Origin of the sequence: Variovorax sp. Varisp36 (assembly GCF_047304235.1) — a bacterium.
Lineage (GTDB): Bacteria > Pseudomonadota > Gammaproteobacteria > Burkholderiales > Burkholderiaceae_C > Variovorax.
This window is the reverse complement of record NZ_JBGLYU010000002.1, coordinates 68,900-94,262: the sequence shown is the minus strand read 5'-3', so window position 1 is coordinate 94,262 and position 25,363 is coordinate 68,900. Positions and strand designations below refer to the sequence as shown.

Annotated in this window: 22 protein-coding genes; 11 read left to right on the top strand and 11 right to left on the bottom strand. The window is 67.8% G+C overall.

The genetic code is table 11. The features are described 5' to 3' along the window. Window positions 1–4: 4 nt before the first annotated feature. Complete coding sequence (locus tag ACCD11_RS02185; protein ID WP_413312106.1) at window positions 5–967, top strand: Bug family tripartite tricarboxylate transporter substrate binding protein; 963 nt, start codon at window positions 5–7, stop codon at window positions 965–967. On the opposite strand, the gene ACCD11_RS02180 is transcribed toward ACCD11_RS02185, so the two are convergent. Beyond that, window positions 954–1,781 (bottom strand): aldo/keto reductase, encoded by an 828-nt coding sequence (locus ACCD11_RS02180; RefSeq protein WP_413312104.1) that lies wholly within the window; start codon window positions 1,779–1,781, stop codon window positions 954–956. The genes ACCD11_RS02185 and ACCD11_RS02180 overlap by 14 nt on opposite strands. 194 nt (window positions 1,782–1,975) lie before the next feature. Continuing rightward, window positions 1,976–3,106 carry an ABC transporter substrate-binding protein gene (locus ACCD11_RS02175; RefSeq protein ID WP_007834667.1) on the bottom strand — a complete coding sequence of 377 codons (1,131 nt, stop codon included), beginning with the start codon at window positions 3,104–3,106 and terminating at the stop codon, window positions 1,976–1,978. Between the two features lie 115 nt (window positions 3,107–3,221). Between ACCD11_RS02175 and imuA the strand changes: the two genes are divergently transcribed. From imuA to ACCD11_RS02155, 4 genes are all read left to right on the top strand, one after another. Further along, window positions 3,222–4,034, top strand: coding sequence for a translesion DNA synthesis-associated protein ImuA (gene imuA / locus ACCD11_RS02170; RefSeq protein ID WP_413312102.1), 813 nt, complete (start codon window positions 3,222–3,224; stop codon window positions 4,032–4,034). After that, window positions 4,003–5,349 carry a Y-family DNA polymerase gene (locus ACCD11_RS02165; RefSeq protein ID WP_413312100.1) on the top strand — a complete coding sequence of 449 codons (1,347 nt, stop codon included), beginning with the start codon at window positions 4,003–4,005 and terminating at the stop codon, window positions 5,347–5,349. The genes imuA and ACCD11_RS02165 overlap by 32 nt, the downstream gene beginning before the upstream one ends. After that, a complete protein-coding gene (locus ACCD11_RS02160; RefSeq protein ID WP_413312099.1) occupies window positions 5,342–8,710 on the top strand; it encodes an error-prone DNA polymerase in 3,369 nt (1,122 codons plus the stop codon). The genes ACCD11_RS02165 and ACCD11_RS02160 overlap by 8 nt, the downstream gene beginning before the upstream one ends. A gap of 73 nt (window positions 8,711–8,783) precedes the next feature. Next, window positions 8,784–9,704 carry a hypothetical protein gene (locus ACCD11_RS02155; protein ID WP_413312098.1) on the top strand — a complete coding sequence of 307 codons (921 nt, stop codon included), beginning with the start codon at window positions 8,784–8,786 and terminating at the stop codon, window positions 9,702–9,704. Window positions 9,705–9,722: 18 nt separating this feature from the next. Here the strand turns inward: ACCD11_RS02155 and thpR are convergent, their stop codons facing one another. From thpR to ACCD11_RS02140, 3 genes are all read right to left on the bottom strand, one after another. Beyond that, window positions 9,723–10,238: an RNA 2',3'-cyclic phosphodiesterase gene (thpR, locus tag ACCD11_RS02150; RefSeq protein ID WP_007834677.1), complete on the bottom strand. Its 516-nt coding sequence runs from the start codon at window positions 10,236–10,238 to the stop codon at window positions 9,723–9,725. A 12-nt stretch (window positions 10,239–10,250) separates the two neighbouring features. Next, the gene (locus ACCD11_RS02145; RefSeq protein ID WP_056592037.1) at window positions 10,251–10,454 is read right to left on the bottom strand and encodes a hypothetical protein; all 204 of its coding nucleotides are present in this window, start codon (window positions 10,452–10,454) and stop codon (window positions 10,251–10,253) included. A 104-nt stretch (window positions 10,455–10,558) separates the two neighbouring features. Further along, window positions 10,559–11,836: an SGNH/GDSL hydrolase family protein gene (locus tag ACCD11_RS02140; RefSeq protein WP_413312096.1), complete on the bottom strand. Its 1,278-nt coding sequence runs from the start codon at window positions 11,834–11,836 to the stop codon at window positions 10,559–10,561. 107 nt (window positions 11,837–11,943) lie between these two features. On the opposite strand from ACCD11_RS02140, the gene ACCD11_RS02135 reads away from it, so the two are divergent. Next, on the top strand, window positions 11,944–12,936 hold the full coding sequence (locus ACCD11_RS02135) for a LysR substrate-binding domain-containing protein (RefSeq protein ID WP_413312094.1): 993 nt from the start codon (window positions 11,944–11,946) through the stop codon (window positions 12,934–12,936). Here the strand turns inward: ACCD11_RS02135 and ACCD11_RS02130 are convergent. Genes ACCD11_RS02130 through ACCD11_RS02120 form a run of 3 tightly spaced genes read right to left on the bottom strand, consistent with a single transcriptional unit; the run spans window position 12,912 to window position 15,759 of the window. Continuing rightward, a complete protein-coding gene (locus ACCD11_RS02130) occupies window positions 12,912–13,196 on the bottom strand; it encodes a hypothetical protein (protein WP_007834682.1) in 285 nt (94 codons plus the stop codon). The two genes, ACCD11_RS02135 and ACCD11_RS02130, sit on opposite strands and share 25 nt — an antisense overlap. Window positions 13,197–13,240: 44 nt before the next feature. Next, complete coding sequence (locus ACCD11_RS02125; RefSeq protein ID WP_413312220.1) at window positions 13,241–14,767, bottom strand: amidase; 1,527 nt, start codon at window positions 14,765–14,767, stop codon at window positions 13,241–13,243. A gap of 8 nt (window positions 14,768–14,775) precedes the next feature. Next, a complete protein-coding gene (locus tag ACCD11_RS02120; RefSeq protein ID WP_413312093.1) occupies window positions 14,776–15,759 on the bottom strand; it encodes a Bug family tripartite tricarboxylate transporter substrate binding protein in 984 nt (327 codons plus the stop codon). 138 nt (window positions 15,760–15,897) lie between these two features. On the opposite strand from ACCD11_RS02120, the gene ACCD11_RS02115 reads away from it, so the two are divergent. After that, window positions 15,898–16,809 (top strand): LysR family transcriptional regulator, encoded by a 912-nt coding sequence (locus tag ACCD11_RS02115; protein WP_413312091.1) that lies wholly within the window; start codon window positions 15,898–15,900, stop codon window positions 16,807–16,809. Between the two features lie 158 nt (window positions 16,810–16,967). Then, window positions 16,968–17,231, top strand: coding sequence for a hypothetical protein (locus ACCD11_RS02110; protein WP_413312089.1), 264 nt, complete (start codon window positions 16,968–16,970; stop codon window positions 17,229–17,231). Here the strand turns inward: ACCD11_RS02110 and ACCD11_RS02105 are convergent. Further along, window positions 17,196–17,984 carry a response regulator gene (locus tag ACCD11_RS02105; protein WP_007834690.1) on the bottom strand — a complete coding sequence of 263 codons (789 nt, stop codon included), beginning with the start codon at window positions 17,982–17,984 and terminating at the stop codon, window positions 17,196–17,198. The genes ACCD11_RS02110 and ACCD11_RS02105 overlap by 36 nt on opposite strands. Window positions 17,985–18,387: 403 nt before the next feature. Here ACCD11_RS02105 and ACCD11_RS02100 point away from each other — a divergent pair, with 403 nt between their 5' ends. Continuing rightward, window positions 18,388–21,645 carry an autotransporter outer membrane beta-barrel domain-containing protein gene (locus ACCD11_RS02100; protein ID WP_413312088.1) on the top strand — a complete coding sequence of 1,086 codons (3,258 nt, stop codon included), beginning with the start codon at window positions 18,388–18,390 and terminating at the stop codon, window positions 21,643–21,645. Between the two features lie 106 nt (window positions 21,646–21,751). Then, window positions 21,752–22,060 carry a hypothetical protein gene (locus ACCD11_RS02095; protein ID WP_413312086.1) on the top strand — a complete coding sequence of 103 codons (309 nt, stop codon included), beginning with the start codon at window positions 21,752–21,754 and terminating at the stop codon, window positions 22,058–22,060. A gap of 27 nt (window positions 22,061–22,087) precedes the next feature. On the opposite strand, the gene ACCD11_RS02090 is transcribed toward ACCD11_RS02095, so the two are convergent. After that, complete coding sequence (locus tag ACCD11_RS02090; RefSeq protein WP_413312085.1) at window positions 22,088–23,212, bottom strand: pyridoxal phosphate-dependent aminotransferase; 1,125 nt, start codon at window positions 23,210–23,212, stop codon at window positions 22,088–22,090. A 103-nt stretch (window positions 23,213–23,315) separates the two neighbouring features. Here ACCD11_RS02090 and ACCD11_RS02085 point away from each other — a divergent pair, with 103 nt between their 5' ends. After that, window positions 23,316–24,779: a PLP-dependent aminotransferase family protein gene (locus ACCD11_RS02085; RefSeq protein WP_413312083.1), complete on the top strand. Its 1,464-nt coding sequence runs from the start codon at window positions 23,316–23,318 to the stop codon at window positions 24,777–24,779. Window positions 24,780–24,809: 30 nt separating this feature from the next. Here ACCD11_RS02085 and ACCD11_RS02080 read toward each other — a convergent pair whose 3' ends face one another. After that, entirely contained in the window at window positions 24,810–25,307 is a 498-nt protein-coding gene (locus ACCD11_RS02080) for a MarR family winged helix-turn-helix transcriptional regulator (protein ID WP_413312081.1), read from the bottom strand. Window positions 25,308–25,363: the final 56 nt, after the last annotated feature.

Here is a 25,363-nt window from a genome sequence, read left to right as displayed (position 1 = left end):
TCTCATGCGACGCAGAACCCTGACCCTGGCGGCCTTCGCCGCGACTGCCTTGCCCGGCACGGCCGCATGGAGCGCCGATGCCTTTCCCAACAAGCCGCTGAAGCTGATCGTCGGCTTCGCGGCCGGCGGCGGGGCCGACGTGCTCACGCGCATCATCGCGGAGGGGCTGGCCAAGCAACTCGGCCAGCAGGTGATCGTGGAGAACAGGCCCGGCGCCGACGGCGTGCTTGCCGCGCAGGCCACCTCGGCGGCCAGGCCCGACGGCTACACGCTGCTGATGGGCACCAACACCGCGATGGTGGCCGCGCCCACGCTGCGGCCGACGCCGCCCTACGACCCCTTCAAGGCCTTCACGCCGATCAGCTCGGCCGGGCAGTTCTCGATGTTCCTGGTGGTGCCCACCAGCCTGCCGGTGAAGAGCGTGAACGAGCTGCTCGCGCTGGTGGCCTCGAAGCCCGGCGCGCTCAACTCGGCGTCGAGCAACAGCGCCTCGGAGCTCGCGATGCTGCAGCTGCTGGGCGACCGCAAGGTGGTCAACGCGCGCTACAAGGGCGACATGCAGGCCATGACCGACCTGCTGGGCGGGCAGATCCAGATGATGTTCACCACCGGCACGCTGGCGCCGGGCTTCGTGAAGGAAGGGCGCATCCGCGCGCTGGTGACGCTGCTGCCGCAGCGAAGCGGCCTCCTGCCCGACGTGCCCACGGGCGGCGAGCTGGGGCTGGGCAAGCTCACCATCACGCCGTGGGCCGGTTTCTTCGGGCCGCCCGGGCTGCCGCAGGCGATCACCGACAGGCTCTCGCAGGAGCTGCAGAACACGCTGAAGCGCCCCGAGGTGCACGCCCAACTGGTCCAGCAGGGCTTCGAGGGCTACGGCATGAGTCCCGCGAAGTTCACCGAGTTCTTCCGCACGCAATACGACGCCTTCGGCGCCACGGTGCGCGAGCACAACGTCAAGTTCGAATAGAGGCGGCCTCGCGCTGCCAGAAGGCCGCGTCGGGAAAACTGCCCGTGCCGGCTGCCGCGTTGTCGGCCATGTGCTCGCGGCGGCTGGTGCCCGGTATGGCGCAGGTCACGGCCGGATGGCTCAGCACGAACTTCAGCAGCACCTGCGCCCAGCTCGTGCAGCCGATCTCGCCGGCCCAGGCGGGCAGGGGCCGGTCGCGCAGCCGGCGCAGCAGTCCGCCGCCGCCGAAGGGCATGTTGACGATCACCGCCACGCCGCGCTCGGCGGCCAGCGGCAGCAGGCGCTGCTCGGCCTCGCGCGCGTCGAGCGAGTAGTTGATCTGCAGGAAGTCGAGCTTCTCGGCCTTGAGCACCGCCTCGACCTCGCCGTAGGCCGAGGCCGTGTAGTGCGTGATGCCGATGTAGCGCACGCGGCCCCGTTCCTTCCAGCCGCGCAGCGTGGCGAGATGCGTGCGCCAGTCGACGAGGTTGTGCACCTGCATCAGGTCCATGCGCTGCGTGCGCAGCCGCGCGAAGGACTGCTCCATCTGCGCGATGCCGGCCTCGCGGCCCGAGGTCCAGACCTTGGTGGCGAGAAAAGCCTTGCCCTGCTGCTTCGAGGCGGCCAGCAGCTCGCCGGTGGTCTCCTCGGAGCGGCCGTACATCGGCGAGCTGTCGATCACCTTGCCGCCGGCCGCGAACAGGGCGTCGAGCACGCCGGGCAGGCGCGCGTATTCCTCGCTGCCGGGGCGCTGGTCGAAGCCGATCCAGGTGCCGCAGCCGATCACGGGCAGGGCCTCCTGGGTGGAGGGGAGGGGGCGGGTGTTCATCTTCATCGCAGGCCTGCCTTGTTGCTGGGCGAAGGAGGGGAGCGCGGCGCCAGCGCAAAGTGCGACGCTCGCACGCAGCAGCCGGGCGCGCGTGAAAGCGGGGAGGTGGGGCTCGTTCGTGAAAGGCGTCGTCACGGACGAAATTCTGCGCCGACAGGTTTCGGCTTGGAACCTGTCGGGGCCAGCGGCAGGCAAGGCCCTCAGCGCAGGTAGCGCCCGTCGGCCTTCAGCATCGACAGCTCGGAGAAGGTGAGGCCGCGGTGCTCGCCGGGCCGGTATGACACCGCAATGCCGCCGATGTCGAGCGTCTTGAACGACTCCAGGCCCTTCTGCAGCGATTCCGGCGTCGGGTTCGCCCCGGCGCGCTTCAGGCCTTCGACCATGACCTTCGCCGCGACATAGCCTTCGAGGCTGGCATAGCCGAACTCGGTCGCTCCGATCTTCTTCATGGCCGCCTGGTACTCGGCGATCACCGGCATTGCGCTGTTCCACGGATAGGGAACGACCTGCGAGATGACCACCCCGGCAGCGTCCTTCTTGATGTCCTGGAACAGCTTCTGCCCGTTCAGGAAGGAGAACGAATAGAAGGCCGTCTCGCCGCCCGTCGCGCGGTAGGCCGTGATGAACTTCGCCGCCACCTCGTTGGTGGCTGCCAGCACCACCGCCTTGGGCTTGAGCTTGGCCAGCTCGGCGGCGCGCTCGGCGGCGTCGGAGCCGTCGTTCTTGATCGCCACGCTGCCGGCCATCTTCTCGCCGCGCTCGGCAATGAACTTCTGCGTGCTTTCCAGCGCCGACCGTGCGCCCGGGTTGTCGTTGTGGGCGAAGGCGATGCGCGAGAGGCCGATCGTGTAGAGGTGGTTCACGATGCGGCTGTATTCCTCGTCGAAACTGATGCGCACCGGGAAGCCGTATTCGGTGGGCTTCACCACCGGGCCAGAACCCGAGTAGGGCCCGACGATGGGAACCTTGAGTTCGTTGGCCGCCTTGATCGCGCCGATCGACGACGAAGTGCCGATGGGCATCAGCACGCCGATGGCGCCGTCCTTCACGAAGGTCTTGACGTTCTCGGCGCCCTTGGCCGGGTCGTAGGCGTCGTCGAGCTGGCGCAGCTCGACCGGCCGGCCGTTGATGCCGCCGTTCGCGTTCACCGCGGCGAACATGGCACGGATGCCGAGCAGGGGCTCGGGCGACAGGGACGCCAGCGGCCCCGTCTGCACGTAGGTCTGGCCGATCAGGAGCGGCTTGGTCTGCGCCTGCACCGCAGACGGAAGCCCCAGGACAGTGGAGAGAGCGACGAAGGCCGAAGCCAGCAGATGAATCTTTTTGTGCATGTTGGTAACTTGGTGTTATCGATTCCATCTTAAGGCGATGGCCCCGCGAGGTAAATCGGGTCTTTGGTTGCGGCCTGGAGGGTACTGTATAAAAATACAGTTAACAGTCTTCACCATGGGCCTCCCTTTCCTCGACTCCTTTTCCGCTGCCGCGGGCCGCGGCGTCTGGCATGCCGACGAACTCGGCCTTGCCGACGCGCAGGTCGCCGCTACCGGCCACGCCGCGCTCGATGCGCAGCTGCCGGGCGGCGGCTGGCCGGTGGGCGCGATGACGGAACTGCTGCAGGGCGCACCCGAGGCCCATGTCTGGCGGCTGCTGCTGCCCGCGCTGGCGCAGGCGGTGCAGGCGCGCGGCGGGCCGGTGGTGCTGGTCGGCGCGCCTTATGAACCCTGCGGGCCGTCGCTCGCGGCGCAGGGGCTGCCGGTGGAAGCGCTGATGTGGGTCAGGAGCGAGGCTCCGGCCGCGCGGCTGTGGGCCTGCGAGCAGGCGCTGCGCTGCGCGGACATCGCCGCCGTCGTGGCCTGGCTGCCGCAGGCGCGGGTGGGCGAATTGCGGCGGTTGCAGCTGGCGGCCGCGCAGCACGAGGTGCTGCTGTTCGTGTGCCGGCCCGAATCGGCCGCGCTGTCGGCCTCGCCGGCGCGGCTGCGCATCCGCGCCGGGCGCTGCGAATCGGATGCGTCGCAGATCGAGCTGCACATCCTCAAGCGCCGCGGCCCGCCGCTGGCCGCGCCGGTGATGCTGCCGGCGCGCAACGAACGCATGGCCGCGCTGCTGGCCGCCGCCCGGCTGCGGCGCAAGTTGCGGTTGCAGCAGTCGGGCACGGTGCCGGCCGGCGAGACGGCAGCGTCTTCGGCGACCGTGGTGCGCATCGACGCGTGGAAAGGAGGAGGCCCGGATGCACTGGATCGCCTTGCAGTGGTTGCCTGACGCCGACACGCCCGACGTTCCCGCGCTGCCTACGCCCGAATCGCTGGGCTGGTGGGCGCTGCAGTACACCCCGCACGTCGCCTGGCAGGACGAGGCGCTGATGCTCGAAGTCTCCGCCTGCGAGCGCCTGTGGGGCGGGCGGCTGCAGCTGATGCGCCAGCTGGTCGCCTCCAACCCCGCGCCCGATGTGCGCATGCTGGGCGCGCAGGGCGCCACGAGCCTGATCGCGCTGGCGCGGCTGCGCCTGTTCGAGCGCGACGAGAACAGGCCCCAGGACATTCCGGCCGGCCTGCCGCTCGACACCCTGAGCGCCGCGCGTGAGCACCTCGACCTGCTCGCGCGCCTGGGCTGCCGCACCTGGGGCGATGTGGCGGCACTGCCGCGCGGCGGCCTCACGCGGCGCTTCGGCACTGGCTTGCGCGAGGCGCTCGACGCCGCCTGGGGCCTGCGCCCCGAAAGCCATGCCTGGCTCACGCTGCCCGACGTGTTCGAGCAGAAGCTCGAGCTGCCCGCGCTGGCCGAGACTGCGCCCGAACTCATGTGGTCGGCCAACCGGCTGCTGTCGGCCCTGCAGATCTGGCTGCGCGCCCGCCAGCGCGGTGCGCGCGCGCTCGAGCTGCAGTGGACGCTCGACCTCAAGCGCTTCAACGGCGTGAACCTGCCGCCGCACCAGCAGGTCACCGTGCGCACGGCCGAGCCCACGCAGGACATGGCGCACCTGCGCCGCCTGCTGTCGGAAAAGCTCGCCCTCACCACGCTGGCCGCGCCCGCGAGCTGGCTCAGGCTGCGCACGCTCGAAACCGATCCGTGGGCCGGCGCCAGCACCAGCTTCCTGCCGGAGGACAACCGCAAGGGCGACAGGCTGCACGAGATGGTCGAGCGGCTCAGCGTGCGGCTCGGAGCGCAGCAGGTGGTGGTGCCGGCGGCGCAGGCCGATCACCGGCCCGAGCGCAAGCAGGCATGGCGCCCCGCGCTGCAGAAGGAGAACGCGCCCGCCAAGGCCCGCAAGGACGAAAAAGCCGCAGCCTCGCAGCCCGATGCCATCTATCCGCCGTGGCTGTTGCCCGAACCGCTGCTGCTCGAGATGGACGGCGAGCGCCCGTGCTACCGCGGCCCGCTGAGCAGGCTGATCGGGCCGCAGCGTGTCGAGGCCGGCTGGTGGGGCGACAAGGAAGACGGCGGCCAGCCTGCCATGCGCGACTACTACGTCGCCGAAAGCCCCGAAGCCGGCCTGGTGTGGATCTTCCGCGAGCGGCCCTCCGCCCGTTTTTCGTCCGGCGAGGTGCGCTGGTACCTGCAGGGGTTCTATGCCTGACCTGAGCGGCAAGCAACTGCGTGGACGCAACTCGGCGAAGGTGCATGCGCTGCCCTTGCCGCTGCGCGGGAAGCCCACATTCACGCTGCCCGACTACGCCGAGCTGCATTGCCTCACCCACTTCAGCTTCCAGCGCGGCGCCTCGACGCCGGAGGAAATGGTGGAGCGCGCCTACCAGCTCGGCTACACGGCCTTGGCCATCACCGACGAATGCTCGGTGGCGGGCATCGTGCGCGCGCATGTGGCCCTGCGCGACCTGCCTGCGAAGCTGGACGAGTACGAGCGCGAACATCCCGATGAGCCGCCGATTCCGCGCAATCCCGGTTTCCGCCTGCTGTTCGGCAGCGAGTTCCAGTTCGAGCGCTTCAGGCTCGTGGTGATCGCGAACGGCACCGAAGGCTGGGGCAATCTCTGCGAGTTCATCACCGCCGCACGCAACACCGAACTGCCCAAGGGCGAGTACCGCGTGAGCTGGGAAGACAGCGACGTGGCCTCGCTGCAGGACTGCCAGGTTCTTTTCGTACCGCAGCGCAACCCCGGCGGCGCGATGGACACGGCGACGCTGCACGAAGACCTGTCGGCCGCCAGGGCGCTGTATGGCGCGAATCTCTGGCTGGCCGTGGAGCTGTTCAACGAACTCGACGACGACCTCTGGTTCGTCACGCTGATGCAGGCGGGCGAAGAGGCCGGCGTGCCGCTGGTGGCGGCCGGCGACGTGCACATGCATGCGCGTTCGTGCAAGCCGCTGCACGACGTGCTGACGGCCGTGCGCGAAGGCCGGACCGTGGCCGAATGCGGCTTTGCGCTGCAGCCGAATGCCGAACGGCACCTGCGCCCGCGCATGCGGCTGGCCGATCTCTACCTGCCGCAGATGCTGGCGAACACGCTGGTGGTGGCCGGTCGGTGCAGCTTCGATCCCGAGGTGATCCGCGAAAACTACAAGTACCCGCTGGAAAGCGTGGGCAGCCATGAAACACCGGCGCAGACGCTGGTGCGAAAGACGTGGGAGGGCGCGCAGGTCCGCTATCCCCAGGGCGTTCCCGACGTGGTGCGGGCGCAGGTGCAGAAAGAGCTCGACCTGATCCTCGAACTCGAATACGAGATGTTCTTCCTCACCGTGGAAGACATCGTGCGCTTCGCGCGCTCGGAGCACATCCTCTGCCAGGGGCGCGGGTCGTCGGCCAATTCCGCAGTCTGCTATTGCCTGGGCATCACCGCGATCAACCCCGAGAAGGGCCACCTGCTGTTCGAGCGCTTCCTGAGTCGCCACCGCCGCGAGCCGCCCGACATCGACGTCGACTTCGAGCACCAGCGGCGCGAAGAGGTCATCCAGTACATCTACAGGAAGTACGGTCGCGAGCGCGCCGCCATCGCGGCCGTCGTCATCTGCTACCGCTCGCGCAGCGCGTTGCGCGATGTGGGCAAGGCCATCGGCATCGACGAGCGGCTGATCGACGAGTTCGCGAAAGACCACTACTGGTTCGACGACACCGTGCTCGGCGAGCAGCTGCGCCAGGCGGCCGCACGCGTGGGCGTGGAGGAAGACGAACTCAAGCTGGTGCAATGGATCGAGATGACGCAGCGGCTCAAGGGCTTTCCGCGCCACCTGAGCCAGCACGTGGGCGGCTTCGTGCTCACGCATACGAAGCTCACGCGGCTGGTGCCGGTCGAGAAGGCCTCGATGAAAGACCGCTCCGTCATTCAGTGGGAGAAGGACGACCTCGAAGCCATGGGCATGCTCAAGGTCGACGTGCTCGCGCTCGGCATGCTCAGCGCGATCCGCAGGGGACTCGACCACATGAACCGCTGGCGCAACTCGGCGATCGAGATGCATCACATCCCCAACGACGACCAGAATGTGTTCGACATGATCTGCGATGCCGACACCATCGGCGTGTTCCAGATCGAGAGCCGGGCGCAGATGTCGATGCTGCCGCGCCTGAAGCCGCGCACTTATGAAGACCTCGTGATCGAGGTCGCCATCGTGCGGCCGGGGCCGATACAGGGCGGCATGGTGCATCCGTATCTCAAGCAGCGGGAGCGGAAGCGCAACGAGCTGCCCATCCACTACGAGAAAGAAGAGCTTCGCCCCGCGCTGGAGCGCACGCTGGGCATCCCGATCTTCCAGGAGCAGGTGATGCAGATCGCGATGATCGCGGCCAAGTTCACTGCCGACGAGGCCGATCAATTGCGCCGCGCCATGGCCGCGTGGAAGCGCAAGGGCGGCCTGGGCAAGTTTCACGACAAGCTCGTGGATGGCATGGTCGATAACGGCTACAAGGCCAGCTTCGCCGAAGCCATCTTCAAGCAGGTCATGGGCTTCGGCGACTACGGTTTCCCCGAAAGCCACGCCGCCAGCTTCGCGCTGCTGGTCACGATCAGCAGCTGGCTCAAGAACTACGAGCCGGCCTGCTTCCTCGCGGCATTGCTCGATTCGCAGCCGATGGGCTTCTACAGCCCCTCGCAGCTCGTGCAGGACGCGCGGCGCCATGGCGTGGAAGTGCGTCCGGTCGACGTCACGAAGAGCGAGATGGACACCACGCTCGAAGCCCGCGCGCTCGATGCGCCACGCATGCCGACGGGCACCGATGCGCGCTACGCTGATCGCCTGGGCAACGAGAACCAGCCCGCGGTGCGGCTCGGCCTGAAACGGATCTCGAGCCTCAGCGAGCAGGGCGCCAAGCGACTGCTTGAGGCGCGTGCGCAGGCGCCTTTCACCAGCACCGAAGACCTTGCCCTGCGCGCTGAACTCGACGGCAAGGACATGGCCGCGCTGGCCGCGGCCGATGCACTGATGTCGCTCTCGGGCCATCGGCGCCAGCAGGTGTGGGACGCCACCGCCACCCGTGGCATGGGGAGCCGCGCCCCGGCCCTGCTCAAGGGCGTGCCGATCCACGAACAGGCGCTGCTGCTGCCGGCCGCGCCGGAGGGCGAGGAGATCGTCGGCGACTATGCGGCGCTCGGCCTCACGCTGCGCCGCCATCCGCTCGCGCTGCTGCGCCCGCGCCTCGCGCGCTTGAAGCTCATGAGCGCGGAGCAACTGCGCGCGCAGCCCAGCGGCCAGACCGTGCGCGCCTGCGGCATCGTCAAGGGGCGCCAGCGGCCCGGAACCGCCAACGGCACCATCTTCGTCACGCTGGAGGACGAGACCGGCAACGTCAACGTGATCGTCTGGAGCCATGTCATCGAAGCCTGGCGCGAGCCGCTGCTGAAGTCGCACCTGCTCGCGGTGCAGGGCACATGGCAGCGTGACGACGACAGCGGCGGCAAGGTGCAGCACCTGATCGCCACCGGTTTCAAGGACCTGACGCCGCTCATGGGCCGGCTCGCGCAGAGCAACACCAGCCGCGACTTCCATTGACGGGCAAGGGCGAATGCAACCGATCGTTCCATGCCTCGCGCACCCCTCGACTTTTCGCTAACCTGTTTCTCCCATGTCCGCACTCGCTCTTGACTCCGTCGTCGACACGCCGATCGGCCCACCGCCGCCCGCGCCCGACGTGCCCATACCCGTGCCGCCGCCACCGCCGCCCGGACTTCCGCCCGAGGGCGATCCGCCACCCGCGGAGCCGCCGTTCACCGATCCCGGTTTTCCGCCACCCGTGGTGGAGCCTCCGCCGCCCATACAGAGAACCGGCGAGGTGCCGTTCGGAAAACTGCATGCGCGGCGGCTGCGCGAGATCTACCGATCCGCGGGGTGGCCCTGCTGCGATGCCATCGAGGTCGAACTGCTGGCGGGCGGTTATCTGGAGCGCGTGCGCACGCCGCACGGCCACGAGACGCTGCGCGTGACCGACGCCGGCATCGCGCGCATCGCCACCACGCTCACCATCAACCGCGCGGCGCTGTCGCCGCACGAGGCATTGGTCGGGCGCGTGGCGCGCGAGATGACGCGCGGCGGCCGCGTCGCGTGGCGCGGCCTCGGCCTGCGGGCTCGCCTGCCGCCGTTGGAAGAGGGCGGCAAGCCGCGCTGGTGCGTTGCGCGGCCCGATGTGTTCTCGATCCGCAATACCAGCGTCGAGGCCTATGCGCACCCCATCGTGCACGAGGTGAAGGTGAGCCGCGCCGACCTGCTGGGCGACCTGCGCAAGCCCGACAAGCGCGCGGCCTACCTCGACCTGGGCGGCGAGTGCTGGTACGTGCTGGGCAACGACGCGAAAGGCCGCTGCATCGCCACGCCCGAGGAGGTGCCGGCCGAGTGCGGCGTGATGGTGCTCGAGGGCGATCGCCTCGTGGTGGCACGCGCGGCCGTGCATCGCGCGTTCGATCGCATTCCGTTTGCGGTGTGGCTTGCGCTGGCCAAGGCGCAGCCGGTAGAGGGCTTCGAGGACGACGCGCAGGACATGCTGATCTGAGCCGTTTCCTTGCGCAGTTCAGTGCAGGGGATAGGAGTCCAGCAGCTCGTGGCGGAACGGGGACGTGAAATGCGAGCGCACCAGGCGGAATTCGGTCGCCGTCCAGCGGATCGGGGCCCGCAATGTGGGCCCTGCGGCATGCTCCGAGTGCCGTGCGATCGTGATGTGCGGTGTCCACACGTGAACCAGAAGGGGAAAGCCGGCCCGCAGCAGCACGTGGGTGATGTCGCGCTGAAGGCGTCGCAATCCTTCGTGCTCGGACAGCTGCATCACCGAGACATTGTTCGACCAGGTGCATGAGCGGTCGAGCGTGAGCTCCAGCGGCTGCATCGACACTTCGGCGAGCGCGGCACGCAGCCGTTGCTCGGCGTCTTCCTGTTGGTCGTCGAGGTACTGAAGCGTCAGGTGCAGGCGTTCCTGGGGCGGAAAGGAGCAGCCGCGGGGCCACAACCAGTCCTTGCGGTGAGTCTCGATGTCGACCTGGACTTCCCTGGTGGGAAAAAGCCCGATGAGAAGCTGTCTGCGAGCAGCCATTGCGCACCTCCATCAGGATTCGGATGGCCACCAATTCTCGGCCGTCGTGCGGATCACGCGCGCCGCCTGGACGCGAATGTCGTCCCTGTCGCGGGCTACCTTGAAGGGCCAGGTCGAAATCCGGCCAGTGCGAGAGCGGGAGCGGGCCTGCAACGGGTGCAGCCGGGAGAAAAAAAGAACCTGCGCAGAGGGCGCAGGCGGATTGGCGGTGGTCATGGTCGTCGCCTTGAAGTTGTTCTCGGAGACGACGAATTCTAGGGAAATACTGTGTTTGTGTACAGTATGTTTCCGGGCTCGCAAGCCCTGAGGAAGGCTGCTCTCTAAGGCTGGACGGGTGCGCCGAGCAGGGCGTCCAGGTCGATGGCCGCCGCCATCGCCTTGTAGCCGGCATCACCCGGATGCAGGTGGTCGCCCGAGTCCATTGCCGCCTTCAACCGCGAGGGGCGGGCCGGGTCGCGCAGCAGCGCATCGAAGTCGACTACCGCGTCGAACACCCTGCTCTCGCGAATCCAGCGGTTCACGGCCTGGCGCACCTTGTCCTTGTCGGGCGAGTAGTGGCCTTCGAGCGGCGTGCCTTCCAGCGCGCGCTCGGTCGGCGCGATGGTGCCGGCCATGATGCGCACGTTGTGGGCATGGGCCATCTCGGCCAGTTGCCGCAGGCCCTGGATGACGGCTTGCGCGCTCACCGCGGGCTCGTCCGGTGCGAAGGGGCCGCCGGGCCAGCCGATGTCGTTGGTGCCCAGCAGCACGACCATGGCGCGCACGCCGGGCTGGCTGAACACGTCGCGGCCCGCGCGCTCCAGGCCGGCACGGCCCATGCCGTCCTTCAGCAGGCGGCCGCCGGAGATACCGGCGTTCAGCACCGCGACGTTGCTGCCCGCCAGCCGCTCGGCCAGCGCGTCGGGCCAGCGGGTGTTGGCGCCGGGCGTGGAGCCGTTGCCGTCGGTCAGCGAATCGCCGAGGGTGACGACGGTGATGGGTGGCTGCTGCGTCTCGACCATGAGGCCGCTCACGTAGACGCGGGTGCTCCACGCGGTGGCCGTGGCAGGCAGGCGCTGCGCCGCGCTCAGGTCGCCGTCGGCCACATAGGCTGTCTGGCGTGCATCGAAATGAAAGCCCGCGGGCTGGCTGGGCTGCGGCAGGTAGAGCGACACGGCCACCTCGGCGAGTGCAGGCAGGGCAATGTCCACCGGGTCGCTGACCAGCCGCGCGCCGGGCGGGATGGTGACTTCGGTCTGCCCGCCGAAGCGCAGCGGCCGGTCGCTGCCTTCGACGACCGCCGAGCCCTCGGCATGCCGCGCCAAGCGCGCCGCGCCGATGTGCAGCGGTGTGGTGCCGCCTTCGTTGCTGATCGCCACGCGCAGCCGCGAGCCACCGATGCTCAGCCGCGCCACCTGCCGCACGGTCTGCCGGTTGAACTGGAACGGCAGGCCGGTGGGCAGCACGAAGTCGCCGCTCCAGATCGGCTGCGTGCTGGACATCCAGCTGGGGCTCCAGTGCGCGGCGGCCGGTTCGGCCACCGAGCCGGCAGCGAGGCCGGCCAGGGTGAGTGCGAGGGTGCCGTGGCGCAGGATCGATGCGAATTTCGGGGTTGTCATGAGAGTCCTTCGATGAGCGGTGAAGCCAGGACTCGACTTTCTTTCATGCGTATCCGGATGGGTAGACGGCAGAATGGCATGCAGACCATTCCATATTCGAATACACCATGGACACCCTGCGCGCCCTCGAAGCCTTCGTGCACAGCGTGGAGCTGGGCAGCCTGTCGGGCGCGGCCCGCGCGCTCGGCACCACGCAGCCGACCGTCAGCAAGCTGGTCGCGGGACTGGAGCGCTCGCTCGGGGTGCGCCTGCTGCGGCGCACGGCGGCCGGCCTGAGCCTGACGGAGGAGGGGCAGCGATTTCACGAGCGCGCACGGCGCATGCTGGAGGACTACGGCGACGCGGTGTCCGATGCACGCGAAGGCATCCAGCAGCCGCGCGGCCTGCTGCGCATGAGCGCGCCGGTGACGATGGGGCAGCGGCATCTCAATGCGATGGCGCTGGAGTTCCTGGGCCTGTATCCGGACATCGAACTGGAGCTGGTGCTCGACGACCGCTTCGTCGATCCGCTGGAGGAGCGCATCGACGTGTCGCTGCGCGTCGGCGGCGCCTTGCCGCCCGACCTCGTTGCCCGCCACCTGGGCACGTGGCCGCGCGTGCTGGTCGCCTCGCCCGACTACATCGCGGCGCGCGGCAGGCCGCGCAAGCCGCAGGACCTGCTGGCGCACGACTACCTGCGCTATGCGTCAGGCGACGACGGCGTGCTGCTGCAAGGCCCTGAAGGCTCCGTCACGGTGCCGGTGCGCAGCCGCTACCGTGTGAACAACGCGGTGGCTTTGCTCGACAGCGTGCTCGGCGGCGCAGGCATTTCGCTGCAGCCCACCTGGATGGTGGCCGACCCGCTCGCGCAAGGCCGGCTGGTGCGCGTGCTGGGCCGGCACACCGGGCCGCCGCAGGAGGCGCACCTGCTGTATGCCCCGCGTCGCCAACTGCCGCTGCGGGTGCGCGTGCTGGTGGACTTTCTGTCGGAGCGGGTGGCGAAGCTGCCGGGCGCCTCCCGCGCGGCTGTTTCGTCTGCTGGGTTCAGTGGCAGCCGCAGGCCGGCTCCCGAGCCGTTGCAAAAGAAGACGGCAGGTCAGTCGAGGCGGATCTCGAAGTAGGCCTCGTCGGCTTCGCCCAGCGCACGGAAGCCCGCGGTCTTCGCGGCTTCGTAGGCCTTGGCCCAGGTGGCGGCCAGTGCGAGTTCGTCCTTGGTGAGTTCGTCGGCGCTGGACTCGCTGGCGTTCTCGAATGCCTTCAGCGCAGGTTCGACGCCGTCGCCCAGCAGCTTGTCGAGTTCACGGCGAAAGCGCGACTCCGCGGTGGCGATGACGTCGGCCGGGGCGTCGGGAAAGTCGACCAGTTTCACGGTGTAGCTCATGGCCGGATGCTACGTGATGCGGGTGCAGGGAGCGGCCCCTTCGCTCAGACGACCGACACAGCGGCGGACCCCGCGGCGCGGTTGTCGAAGATCGGCGGCGTCTTGACGATCGACGTGAGCGCGGGTACGGCCGCGCGCAGCGAGGCCAGGTCGGGGCGCGGACGGCGCAGCTGCGCGTCCGGGGAGAACGCCGCCTCCATGGCATGCGCCGCACCCAGCACCTGGTGGTCGGCCCTGAACCCGCCCACGATCTGCAGCCCGAACGGCATGCCTGCGTGGTCGAGGCCGCAGGGCAGCGAAATCGCCGGGTGCGTCGTCAGCGTGACCACGTAGGTCAGCGCGAGCCAGCGGTAGTAATTGGCCTGCGTCTCGCCATTGATGGTGTCGGCGTACAGCTGTGTCCACGGGAAGGGCGAGACCGGCGTGGTCGGCGACAGCACCAGGTCGTAGTCGGCGAAGGTCGCCTGGAAGCGCTTGAGGAGCCGGGTCTGCTCGGCCTGCGCCCAGGCGCTGTCGAGCAGGCTCATGCGTGCGCCCATCTCGTAGTTGGCGCGCGGGTTGGGGCCCAGGCTGTTCGGGTCGCGCTCGTAGGCTGCCTGCATGCCCGCCACGAAGGCCTCGGCGCGCAGCACGTCGAAGCAGCGATGCGCTTCGCCCATGTCGAACTCGACCTTGTCGCAGCGGCGAAACAGGTGCCGCATGGCCTCGATCTTCCGGCGGAAGGTGGCGCGGATGCCGTCGTCCACCGCGCAGGTGCCGAAGTCCTCGGTCCACGCCACGCGCAGGTTGGCCAGGTCGACGCGCTCCGGCACGAGAAATGACTGCGGGTCCAGTGGATAGCTCAGCGGGTCGCCGGCGTTCGCGCCCGCGGACGCCGCCAGCTGCAGGCAGGCGTCTTCCACCGTGCGGCCCATCGGGCCGACCACCGAGATCGGCGTCCAGCCCAGCGGCTTGCGCACGCTCGGCACGACGCCCGGCGAGGGACGGAAGCCCACCACGCCGCACTTGGATGCGGGAATGCGCAGCGAGCCGCCGGTGTCGGAGCCCGTGCACACGGGCAGCATGTCGCAGGCCAGAGCGGCCGCCGAGCCGCCGGACGAGCCGCCGGCATTCAGGTTCGGGTTGAAGGGGTTGCCGGTGGCACCCCACACGTCGTTGCGCGAGTTGGCGCCCGCGCCCATCTCGGGCACGTTGGTCTTGCCCGCCACGATGGCGCCCGCGCGGCGCAGCCGGGCCACGAGCTCGATGTCTTCCGTCGGCACGTGGTCGCGGTAGATCGCCGAGCCCCAGGTCGTGAGCAGGCCCTCGGTGGGCTCCAGGTCTTTCACGCCCAGCGGCAGGCCATGCAGCAGGCCGAGCGTGTCGCCGCGCAGGACGGCGCTTTCCGCCGCCTTGGCCTCGGCGCGCGCGCGCTCGAAGCTGGTGGCGGTCACCGCGTTGACGAAGGGGTTCACGCGCTCGATCCGCGCGATGCACGCCTCCAGCAGTTCGACGGGCGAGACCGCCTTGCTGCCGATGAGGCGGCGGAGTTCGACGGCGGACTTCTCGACGAGCTCCGTGCCGGTGTTCATGTGATTCATCAGTCGGCAGTGATGTTGGCGCGCGCCGCAACCGCGCGCATCAGGGGCAATTCACGGGTGATCAGCTCGCTCGCCGCGGCGGCGTTGCTGTAGCTCGGCTCCAGGCCCTGGCCCAGCAGCTTGGTGCGCGTGTCGGGGTCGGCGATGGTCACGGCCAGCGCCTTCTCGAGCTTGGCCTTGACGTCGGCGGGCAGGCCCTTCGGCCCCGCCACCATCAGCCACGAGTCCATGTCGATGCCGGCGTAGCCGCTCTCGGCGAAGGTGGGCACGTCGGGCAGCAGCGCGGAACGTTTCGCGGTGGTCAGTGCAATGGCCTTGATCTTGCCGCTCTTGAGCTGGGGGATTGCCGCGCTCACGGTATCGATGCTGAACGGGATCTGGCCGCCCATCAGGTCGGTCATTGCGGGGGCGCTGCCCTTGTAGGGCACGTGCGTCATTTTCAGGCCGGTCGCATGCAGCATGGTCTCGCCGGCGAACTGGGCGGTCGTTCCGGTGCCGAAGGAGCCGTACGAGTATTTGCCCGGCGAGGCCTTCACGTAATCGACGAACTGCTTCACCGTCTGCACCGGCACCTCGCTGTTGGCCAGCAGGATCAGCGCGACGCGCCCCGCGATGCCGATCGGCTCGAAGCTCTTCACGGGGTCGTAGGGCAGGTTGGAGCGGATCGCCGGGTTGACGGTGAATGTGGAGCCCGAGCTGATCAGCAGCGTGTAGCCGTCGGGGGGCGCTTTCGCCACATAGCTTGCGCCGACGACCGTGCCTGCGCCCGCGCGGTTCTCGATGACGACGGGCTGGCCGAGTTCCTTGCCGAGCCGCTGTGCGATCACCCGGCCGTTGACGTCCGTCGCGCCGCCGGGCGGGAAGGGAATCACCAGCGTGATGGGGCGCGACGGGAAACCCGTGTCCGCGGCGAGGGCGGCCAGCGGTGCAAGACCAAGGCAGGACAGCAGCGCCGTGCCGACCATGAGCGGGAGACGGTTCATCGGGATACTCCTGGAGCTAGGGGGATGAGTTCATCCTAGGAGTGGCGGGGCGCTGCTACAAGCGCAATGTTTAGAATTGTCGATTGCCGATTCGGCAATCGACGCAGGCCGCTTGTGGCCGCACCAACCGGGAAATCCATGGCAATTCGCGCCTTGCAGGAAACCGCGGTCCGGTACTTTCTAGAGGTTGTGAAGACCGGTTCCGTGAAGGACGCCGCGCTCAAGCTCAACGTCGCGCCCTCGGCGGTCAGCCGGCAGGTGGCACGGCTGGAGCGTGAGCTCGACACGCTCCTGTTCGAGCGCCACGCGCGCGGCATGGTGCCCAACGCGGCCGGCGAGATGCTGGCCGCGCACGCCAAGCGGGCGCAGCAGGACATCGAGCGGGTCACCAACGACATCGCCGGCCTGCGCGGCTTGCGCAGCGGGCATGTGCGCGTGGCGAGCACGGAGGGTTTTGCCTTCGACTTCATCCCGACGCTGATCGCGCAGTTCCGGCAAAAGCACGAAGGCATCCGCTTTCACCTCGAGGTCTGTTCGCTGGGCGACATTTCCAGGCGCGTGCGCGACGGCGAAGCCGACGTGGGCATCACCTTGAGCGCTGTGCCCGAGCCCGGCATCGAGATCGAACTGCGGCACCCCAGCCCCATCCTGGCCGTGATGGCGAGGGATCACCCCCTGGCGATGCAGCGGCAGTTGTCGCTGCGCCAGGTGGTGGCGTACCCGCTGGGGTTGCCGCAGGAAGACAGCTCGATCCGGCGCCTGCTCGACGCCAGCTGCATCCGGCAGGGTTTGCGCTATGAGCAGGCCATGTCCAGCAACCACGCGAGTGCGCTGCTGAGCTTTGCGGCGGCCGGCGGCAGCGTTGCTTTCTATGGCGCGCTGTCGATGCGAACGCTGTTGCGGAGCAAGGCGCTGGTCGCCATTCCGCTCAAGGACCGCGAGATGAACGAGCGCCACCTCGAGATCGAGACCATGGCGGGGCGCTCGCTGCCCGATGCCGGGAAAGCCTTTGTGCGGTTTTTGGTCGAGGCCGTGAAAGCCTCCGGCTGATCCGGCCGCCCAGCAAGGACCGCCCCACGCGAATCGCGTGCGGACCTCCTATAAATACGGGATGCCTGGAGAGGCTCCTTTCAGGTCAACTCGGGCACTTGCAAGCATGCGAAAGCGAAGCAATGCCGAGACGGACCATCCACAGCGCGACCATCACCTTGAAACTGCCATTCGACCTGGACGCCAGCGAAGAGGTCACTGCCCTTCGGGCTGCCGGCATTCCCGTTGACGCGCAGGGCAATGCAGAACGGGGCTTTCTCTTCGTCAGGTTCGGCGAAGAAAGGGGAAAGCAGACCAACATCTTTCGGTGGTTTGCCGGTGGGGTGGGGCCAGACCGTCGCGATGTCCGCACTGCTTCTCGATCCCGCGAACACAGTGCCGCGCGTTCAGGCGACGTGCTCAATGGCTGGATGCCCAACTAGCTTCGCGTCCAGGTCGGGTGGTCGAATAACCCCGCCTTCGCCGCTGGGGTCGAACATATACCCGACGCCCCACACCGTCAGGATGTAAGAGGACGGCCCGTTCTGCAATAGCTTTCGAAGCCGGGAGACTTGCACATCCAGGCTGCGCTCGAAAGCGCCGAGTTCGCGGCCACGCGCTACCTGAGCGAGTTTTTCCCGCGAAAGCGGCTGCCCCGCATGGCGGACCAGCACCTTGAGTATCGCGATCTGAACGGTTGTGATGCCCAGGATTTGCCCGTCCCTGCGAAGCGTGCGGGTGCCCAGGTTGAATTCGAATGGACCAAACCGGACCACCTCGTTTCTGCTCGAAGGACCGCCCGGCTCCTCCCTCGGAGGGCTGCGCCGCAGAATTGCCTGGATACGCGCTCGTATTTCCCTGGGATTGAATGGTTTGCGGACATAGTCGTCCGCGCCCATCATCAATCCCGCAATTCGATCGGTATCTTGCGCCTGCGCACTGAGAATGATGATGGGAACCCGGATGCCATTGGCTCGCAGCCGCTGGCAGATCGAAAAGCCGTCCTCGTCCGGCAGCAGCAGGTCGAGCACGATGAGGTCAATCGCGCGGCGATGCAGGATCGACGAGAGCGATGCACCGTTCTCGGCCTCGAATACCTCGAATCCCTCTTGCGAAAGATAGCTGCCTAGCAATTGCCGCACGCGGGGGTCGTCATCAACTATTGCGATCGCGTCGGCTCGGTGGGCTATCGTCATGGAAGCAAACTTTGTTAAATGAGAATCTCGCTCGTATCGGCGGTTTTGCGGGGTTATAGGGCTGCACCAGTTGATTGATCAAATCCATCAATTTGGCCGAAGGGCTATTTGCGGAGCGAAAAGGCAGCCCCTCCGGACCCCGTTGTTTCCAATTGACACGATAAATGAAATTCAGTCTCTCATATTTCAATGCAATCTTGAGATCGATTCAGGATGCAATAAAAACGAACGTGAATAAATTGGCGTTTGTACGAGGAATGCATAATTCGGGCTGAGGCGAAAGCTCCAATTACGATTGTTTGTATTTAGAGTCCGCGGCTCGCACAGGGAGGCATGGAGCACCGGAAATACCGGCGCCCGCGCTCGCAGTTCTTGCGGAGCGCATTGCCAGGACAGACAGGTTATGAACCGGATTTTTCGCGTCATCTGGAACGACGCACTCGCCCTTTGGACCGTCGCTTCCGAATTGGGACGTGGCCACGCAAGATCTACCTCAGCCACGCAGGGCGTGGCCCTGCTAGCCGCCACTTTGCTGGCGGCTGCTTCCTTGCCCGCCTCCGCCGCATGTACGACGGACACGAATGCCAATGCAGTCAATTGCACGGGAAACCAGGGCACGACGGTAGGTACGGGCGCGGCGACCACGCCGGGCGTCTCGGTCACGGTCACGTCGGGCGCGACGGTCGATACAGGCAACAGCTCGGGCATCAGCGTCGGCGACCAGGCAGCCATCGTGATCCAGAACGGCGGGATCGTTCAGAACAATGCCGCCAGTGGCGGCGCGTCGCCTTACCCGGGCATCGGTGCGAACACGATCGAGGTCAACAACAACAGCACGATCACCATCGATGCAGGGGGCTCCGTCGCCGCCAGCGGCTCAGGTGGCAACTCCGAAGCCATCAACCCCCTGGGCAGCGGAAACATCATCACCAACAACGGCGCGATCAGCTCTGCCCATACCGCGATCTGGTTCCAGGCGAACAGTGGTTCCAACACCGTCGTGAACACCGGCAGCATCGTGGCCGGCGCCGGCACGAACTCGACCACGACGACCGTCATCGGCGCCAGCGGCACGATGGCGGTCGATTTCACCAACAAGGGCAGCCTCGTCGGCTCGCTCGCCTTCGCTGGCGGCAGCGACGTGCTGCGCTGGTACACGGGAGCCACGATCACCGGCAACATCAGCGGTGGCGCGGGCGCCGACCTGCTCACGCTCAACAGCGACAACGGCGCGAGCGACACTTTCGCGCCGCGGTCTCTCACCGGATTCGAAACGCTGGTCAACAACAGCGGCACCTGGAAATTCAATGTCGCGCTGGCACCAGCGGGCATCACGAGCACCACGGTCCTGGGAGGAACGCTGATCCTTGGCGCCGACAACAGCGCCTATGCAGGCAGCATGACCGTGGGCTCGGGCGGCGTGCTGCAGAGCAGCGCGCAGTTCGCGCCGGCGACGATCACCGACAACGGACTCGTGCGCTTTGCCCAGCCCGACAACGCAACCTACAGCGGCCTGTTGAGCGGCACGGGCGGCATCGAGAAGACCGGCACGGGCACGCTCACGCTGATCGGGGACCAGACCTTCACGGGCCTCACCACTGTTTCCGCGGGAACGCTGCAGCTCGGCAACGGCGGCACCACGGGCAGCATCGTGGGCAACATCCTGAACAACGCGACGCTGGCCATCAACCGCTCGAACGCGCTCACGCTGTCGGGCACGATCAGCGGCACCGGCTCGCTCGTGAAAGAGGGCGCCGGCGCCACGACGCTGACCGCAGCCAACAGCTACAGCGGGGGCACCGCGCTCAAGCAGGGCCGATTGAACGTCGGCAACAGCCTGGCGCTGGGCACCGGCGCGCTGGCAATGGACAACGGCACCACGCTCGGCTTCGCCGCCGACGGCCTGAACCTCGCCAACGCCATCGTGCTGACCGGCAGTGAAGACCCGGTCATCGACACCGGCAGCTTCAGCGCAGCGCTCAGCGGCAACATCAGCGGCAGCGGCTTCATCACCAAGCTGGGCAGCGGCACCCTCACGCTCTCGGGCGCCAACAGCTATACCGGCGCGACCGACGTGGCCGAAGGCACCCTGAGGGCAGGCGCGAGCGGCACCTTCAGTGCGGCCTCGGCACACACGGTGGAAAGCGGTGCCACGCTCGACCTCGCGGGCTTCAGCCAGACGGTGGCCTCGCTCGCCAACAGCGGCACCGTCTCGCTGGTGGGCACCGCACCGGGCACCACGCTCACCGTCACCGGCGCCTATGCCGGCAACAACGGCGTGCTGCGGCTGGGCACTTTCCTGGGCGACAGCAGCAGCGTGAGCGACCGGCTGGTACTGGACGGCGCGAGCGCCTCGGCCAGCGGCCGCACCAGCGTGCAGATCACGCAACTTGGTGGCCTGGGCGCGCTGACCACGGGCAACGGCATCGAGGTGATCTCGGCGCGCAACGGTGCCACCACCACCGCGCAGACCACGAAGGACGCCTTCTCTCTCGCAGGCGGGCACGTCGATGCGGGCGCCTACGAGTACCGCTTGCATGCCGCCGACGCGAGCGGTGCCGGCGAGAACTGGTACCTGCGCTCGACCACCACGGCGACGCTATCGACGGGAACGCCAGCGACAGGCGCGGACGGCTCGACCGGCAGCACAGGCGGCACCGGCACTACAGGCCCGATCACCGTGCAAGTGCCAACCTATCGCGCCGAAGTCCCGCTGCTGTCCGCGTTGCCCAGCCAGGTGCGCCAGATGGACCTGGCCATGATCGGCAACCTGCACCAGCGCATCGGCGACGACGACGTCAAGGCCGGCGGCCCCGCATCGACCGGCACCGAGCGCCGTGCCTGGGGCCGTGTGATCGCCACGGACATCGACATCCGCCAGCAGGGCACCGTCAGCCCGCACAGCAAGGGCAACGTCAAGGGTTTCCAGGCCGGCACCGACCTCTTCGCCACCTCGAACTGGCGTGCCGGTGTGTACGTCGGCCAACTCGACGGCCGCGTCAGGGTCAACGGCTTCGCCAGCGGCATCGCCAACCTGGCCGTCGGTTCCAACGACCTGCGCAGCCAGTACCTGGGCGCCTACGGCACCTGGACCGCCGATTCGGGTTTCTATGTCGATGCCGTGCTGCAGGCTGGGCGGCACCGCTACACCATCGAGCCGTTGTCGACCTCGCGCGGCGCGGGCAAGGGCGACAGCCTGATGGCGTCCATCGAAGTGGGCCAGGCCTTCGCGCTAGGCGAGAGCGGCTGGAAGATCGAGCCACAGCTCCAGCTGATCCACCAGCACCTTGGCCTGGACAACATCGCGATCTCCGGTGCGAACGTGCGGCAGGACAGTGACGACGGCTGGATTGCACGCGTCGGCGTGCGCCTGAAGGGCGAGATGGCCACGGCGCTCGGCACGCTGCAACCGTACGGCCGCTTCAACCTCTACAAGGCGAGCAGTGGTGCCGACGTGGTCCGCTTCGTCGGACCCGCTGCCGCGACCGACGTCACGGGCCGCACCGGTTCCACCGTCAGCGAGCTGGCCGGTGGCCTCACCCTGGCGCTGAATCAGACGACCAGCATCTACGGCGAAGTCGGCAAGCTGTGGGCCTCGGGTGGCGCGACGGATGTGAAGACTTCCCTGCAAGGCTCGCTCGGGCTGCGCATGAAGTGGTGAGAGCGCGCCGTGCCATGAACCAGTTCTTGGCGCGGTGCGGTCTTGCGCCGGCAGTCGAGAAGAAGCCCGGCCAGGACAAGAATTCAAAGGTACCTGCCAGCCCCCTATGAAGCCGGACATCGATCTTCCTTGGACTCCTTTCAGCTTCGATGGTGTAGCAACCTGGTTGTGTCCCAGTCTGTGGGACGAGACGAAGCACGTCCCCTTCAGGGGGGCGTTATTCGTACTTTCCTACAGCGCATCAACCATCTTCTTTTTCTCGGTAGTGATGGTTCCCGTCGGGTTGCTTGTTTCCGTTCCGTTGATGACGACGCTTGCGATCGCACTCATCCCCGGGACGTGGTTTGGTATCGCGATGGGTTTGCTTTCTGGGTGGCATTTCAGAAGAAAAGTGCATAAATCCAGGCAGCCATAGCACGGCGGGCCCCTGCCGAGCAAGACCTCAGGCCGCGGCCCACTCCAGCGCCTGGCCCACGCAGTGCAGCGCGGCGGCGAGCTCGGCGTTGGTCGCCAGGCCGAAGCCGAGGCGGAACACACGGGGCTGGTCGCCGAACCAGGGGCCCGGCGCCAGCCGAACACCGCGTTCATGCAGTGCCGCCTGAAAGCGCTGCAGCGCCGCATCGTCATACACCTGCGGCTTCAGCCGCACGCAGCACAGCGCGCCGGCGTCCGGACGCACCCATTCGATCCGCGCGGCGTGGCGGCCGACCCAGGCCTCGAGCGTCCCCAGGTTGTGCGCGAGATGCCGCCGCCGCGTGCCGACGATGTGCTCCCCTTGCTTCAGAACCGTGGCCGCCAGTGCCTCGTCCAGTGGCGAGCACGAGATCACGGTGTTGAACTTTGCCGTGATCAGCGCTTGCCGCAGCGCCGCGTCGCGCACGATCGCCCAGCCGATGCGCAGCCCCGCGGCGCCATGGCACTTGGAGAGCGATGCCACCGTGACCACCCGAGGCCCCAATGCACTGGCGCTGGGCAAGGTGGAGTGGTCGCCGTAGGCCGCCTCGCGATAGGTCTCGTCGACGATCAGCCAGGCATCGGGCGCATGCGTGCGCATCAGCTCGGCCACTTTGCGCAGCGTCGACGCCGGGATGGCGACACCCGAGGGATTCTGCGGCGAAGCGAGGCTCACGATGCGGGTCTTCGACGAGAGCAGCGCGCGCAGCGCCTCGAGGTCGATCCGGTAGCCGGCGTCGAAGTTCAGCGGCAGCGAGCGCACGGTCGCGCCGACCGCCCCGAGCGTATTGCGCGCGAGCGGAAAGGCCGGTTCGGCGATCACCGCTTCGTCGCCTGGCCCGCAGAGCGTGAAAGCAAGGAGAAACAGCGCATGCATGCCGCCGACCGTGACGACCACATCGTCGGCATCCACGCCATGACGCGCGGCGATCTGCGTGCGCAGCTGCGCACCGCCCGCCGCAGTGCCGTAGCCCAACTGAAGCGCGCCGATCTCTGCCAGGTTGGAGCCGAGCAGTTCGCCGAGCCAGAGGTTCGGTCCCACGCTCTCGGCCAGGTCGTGGCGCGGCGCGCTCGAGACCAGCGAGATGATGTCGTTGTCCGGAAATCGATCCATGGCTTCTCGTACCCGTCTTGTGTAGCTGCCTTCGATGGTGCAAGCTCCAGGTTCAAGATAACAGCCACAGTTTTCTGAAATTGCGACCAGCACAGTTGAAGCCATGACGCTCGAAACACATTCCGCCGGCGGTGCCGATCCGCAGCCCGCCACGCGCTTCCGCTACGAAGAGCTGGCCGATTTCATCGCCGGCCTCGTCGAGAGCGGCACGCTGCCCGCGGGCAGCCGCGCGCCATCGCTGCGCGAGATCAGCGCGCAGCACCGCACCAGCCTGAGCACCGCGGTGCAGGCCTATCGGCTGCTCGAGGACCGCGGCGTGCTCGAGGTGCGGCCGCAGTCGGGCTACTACGTGGCCCGGATACCGCCGGCGCTGCCGCTGCCGGCACCCACGCGGCCGCCGCTGCGCCCGACCAAGGTGGCAGTGTCGAACCTCATGCTGCAACTGCTCGAGAACGCATCGAACGAGGCCTACGTGCCGCTGGGCTGCGCCATTCCTAGCGCGCGGATCCTTGCTTCCTCCAAGCTCGACCGCATCCTCGCGCGCACCGCGCGTGTGAAGGGCGCGCAGCTCAACACCTACTCACCGCCGCGCGGCGAACTGTCGCTGCGCATGGAAATCGCGCGCCGTGCCATGCGCTTCGGACAGGCTTTGTCACCTGACGCCATCGCCATCACCTGCGGCTGCACCGAGGCGTTGGCGCTCGCGCTCGACGCGGTCACCGAGCCTGGCGATGCGGTCGCCATCGAATCGCCGACTTACTTCGGCCTGCTGCAGGTGTTGCGCATGCGCGGCCTGCGGGTGGTGGAACTGCCCACCGACGCCGGCACCGGCGTGGTGATCGATTCACTGCGCGACGTGCTTGCCGCGGGCCAGGTGCGCGCCTGCGTGCTGGCTTCGAGCTTCCAGAATCCGCTGGGTTTCACGATGCCGATCGAGAATCGCCGCGAGGTGCTGCGCCTGCTCGCGAAGCACCGCGTGCCGCTGATCGAGGACGACGTCTATGGCGACATCCATTTCGGCGAGGAACGCCCGATTCCCTTCAGCGCGCTCGACCGCCACGACAACACCATCTACTGCGGTTCGTTCTCGAAGACGCTGGCGCCGGGCTATCGCATCGGCTGGATCGTGCCGGGCCGCCACATGGCACGCGTGCTCGAGAGCAAGTTCGCCTCGACGCTGGCCACGCCGGTGCTGACGCAGGCTGCGCTTGCGGACTTTCTCTCGAACGGCGACTACGACCGCCACCTGCGCCGCTTGCAGCGCGAGTTCGCCGACACGCTGGAGCACATGTCGCGCGTGATCGAGCAAGCCTTTCCGCCGGGGACCAGGATCACTCGGCCAGCGGGCAATTTCGTGCTGTGGCTCGAACTTCCCAAGGCGCTCGACACGCGGGCGCTGTTCGCTCAGGCGCTGAAGAAGGGCGTGTGCTTCGCGCCCGGCGTGGTGTTCTCGGCGAGCGGGCGCTATGCCCACTGCATGCGCCTGAGCGGCGGCTACGGCTGGGATGCGCGCATCGAGAAGGGCCTGCGCACGCTGGGCGCGCTCGCGGCAAAGGCAGTGAGCTGAACGAAGAGGCAGCGGCGGGAAACCCGGGGCTCACACCCGCCGGTGCGCAGCCACCCGTTCGAGCAATTCGAACAGCATCCCTCGCTCGCCGGGCGTCAGGTGTGCCAGCAGATCGGCCTCCATCTTCGCCGCGACGGTCTCCGCCTTCTTGACGAGATCGCTGCCCTTGCGCGTGAGCCGTACGTGCGCCGAGCGGCGATCGATCTCGCTGCGGCTGCGATTCAGCAGGCCGCGTTCTTCGAGCCGATCGAGCGTGATCGTGAGATAAGGCATCGAGACGTACAGCGCACGCGCGAGCTGCTTGGGCGTCACATCGCTGTTCGAGTCGACCAGCACGAGCAGCGAGAACTCGACCCGCCGCAGGTTGAAGGGTTCGCCCACGTGCTTCTCGTAGAGGGTCGACGTGGGGATCGTGGCCTGCACGAGGCTGTAGCCCAGCAGCCGGCGCATGCGTTCGTCTTCCAGTCCGCTGCGGTCGGGATGGCGTGCGAGCTCATGGGAAGAAGAAGGAGGGGGGCGGGCCGTCATGGAGAGGGCCAGTGTAGCGGTCCGGCCGGACCGATCGCACCCCGTCTGGCAGGCGG

What these genes read in the sequence shown, in the direction of transcription:
- ACCD11_RS02180 (WP_413312104.1), bottom strand. Translation starts at nt 1,781, where the DNA reads ATGAAGATGAACACCCGCCCCCTCCCCTCCACCCAGGAGGCCCTGCCC.
- ACCD11_RS02080 (WP_413312081.1), bottom strand. Translation starts at nt 25,307, where the DNA reads ATGACGGCCCGCCCCCCTCCTTCTTCTTCCCATGAGCTCGCACGCCAT.
- ACCD11_RS02115 (WP_413312091.1), top strand. Translation starts at nt 15,898, where the DNA reads ATGGCAATTCGCGCCTTGCAGGAAACCGCGGTCCGGTACTTTCTAGAG.
- ACCD11_RS02100 (WP_413312088.1), top strand. Translation starts at nt 18,388, where the DNA reads ATGAACCGGATTTTTCGCGTCATCTGGAACGACGCACTCGCCCTTTGG.
- ACCD11_RS02140 (WP_413312096.1), bottom strand. Translation starts at nt 11,836, where the DNA reads ATGACAACCCCGAAATTCGCATCGATCCTGCGCCACGGCACCCTCGCA.
- ACCD11_RS02130 (WP_007834682.1), bottom strand. Translation starts at nt 13,196, where the DNA reads ATGAGCTACACCGTGAAACTGGTCGACTTTCCCGACGCCCCGGCCGAC.
- ACCD11_RS02185 (WP_413312106.1), top strand. Translation starts at nt 5, where the DNA reads ATGCGACGCAGAACCCTGACCCTGGCGGCCTTCGCCGCGACTGCCTTG.
- ACCD11_RS02175 (WP_007834667.1), bottom strand. Translation starts at nt 3,106, where the DNA reads ATGCACAAAAAGATTCATCTGCTGGCTTCGGCCTTCGTCGCTCTCTCC.
- ACCD11_RS02155 (WP_413312098.1), top strand. Translation starts at nt 8,784, where the DNA reads ATGTCCGCACTCGCTCTTGACTCCGTCGTCGACACGCCGATCGGCCCA.
- ACCD11_RS02105 (WP_007834690.1), bottom strand. Translation starts at nt 17,984, where the DNA reads ATGACGATAGCCCACCGAGCCGACGCGATCGCAATAGTTGATGACGAC.
- ACCD11_RS02165 (WP_413312100.1), top strand. Translation starts at nt 4,003, where the DNA reads ATGCACTGGATCGCCTTGCAGTGGTTGCCTGACGCCGACACGCCCGAC.
- ACCD11_RS02160 (WP_413312099.1), top strand. Translation starts at nt 5,342, where the DNA reads ATGCCTGACCTGAGCGGCAAGCAACTGCGTGGACGCAACTCGGCGAAG.
- ACCD11_RS02145 (WP_056592037.1), bottom strand. Translation starts at nt 10,454, where the DNA reads ATGACCACCGCCAATCCGCCTGCGCCCTCTGCGCAGGTTCTTTTTTTC.
- ACCD11_RS02095 (WP_413312086.1), top strand. Translation starts at nt 21,752, where the DNA reads ATGAAGCCGGACATCGATCTTCCTTGGACTCCTTTCAGCTTCGATGGT.
- ACCD11_RS02135 (WP_413312094.1), top strand. Translation starts at nt 11,944, where the DNA reads ATGGACACCCTGCGCGCCCTCGAAGCCTTCGTGCACAGCGTGGAGCTG.
- imuA (WP_413312102.1), top strand. Translation starts at nt 3,222, where the DNA reads ATGGGCCTCCCTTTCCTCGACTCCTTTTCCGCTGCCGCGGGCCGCGGC.
- ACCD11_RS02085 (WP_413312083.1), top strand. Translation starts at nt 23,316, where the DNA reads ATGACGCTCGAAACACATTCCGCCGGCGGTGCCGATCCGCAGCCCGCC.
- ACCD11_RS02090 (WP_413312085.1), bottom strand. Translation starts at nt 23,212, where the DNA reads ATGGATCGATTTCCGGACAACGACATCATCTCGCTGGTCTCGAGCGCG.
- ACCD11_RS02120 (WP_413312093.1), bottom strand. Translation starts at nt 15,759, where the DNA reads ATGAACCGTCTCCCGCTCATGGTCGGCACGGCGCTGCTGTCCTGCCTT.
- ACCD11_RS02125 (WP_413312220.1), bottom strand. Translation starts at nt 14,767, where the DNA reads ATGAACACCGGCACGGAGCTCGTCGAGAAGTCCGCCGTCGAACTCCGC.
- thpR (WP_007834677.1), bottom strand. Translation starts at nt 10,238, where the DNA reads ATGGCTGCTCGCAGACAGCTTCTCATCGGGCTTTTTCCCACCAGGGAA.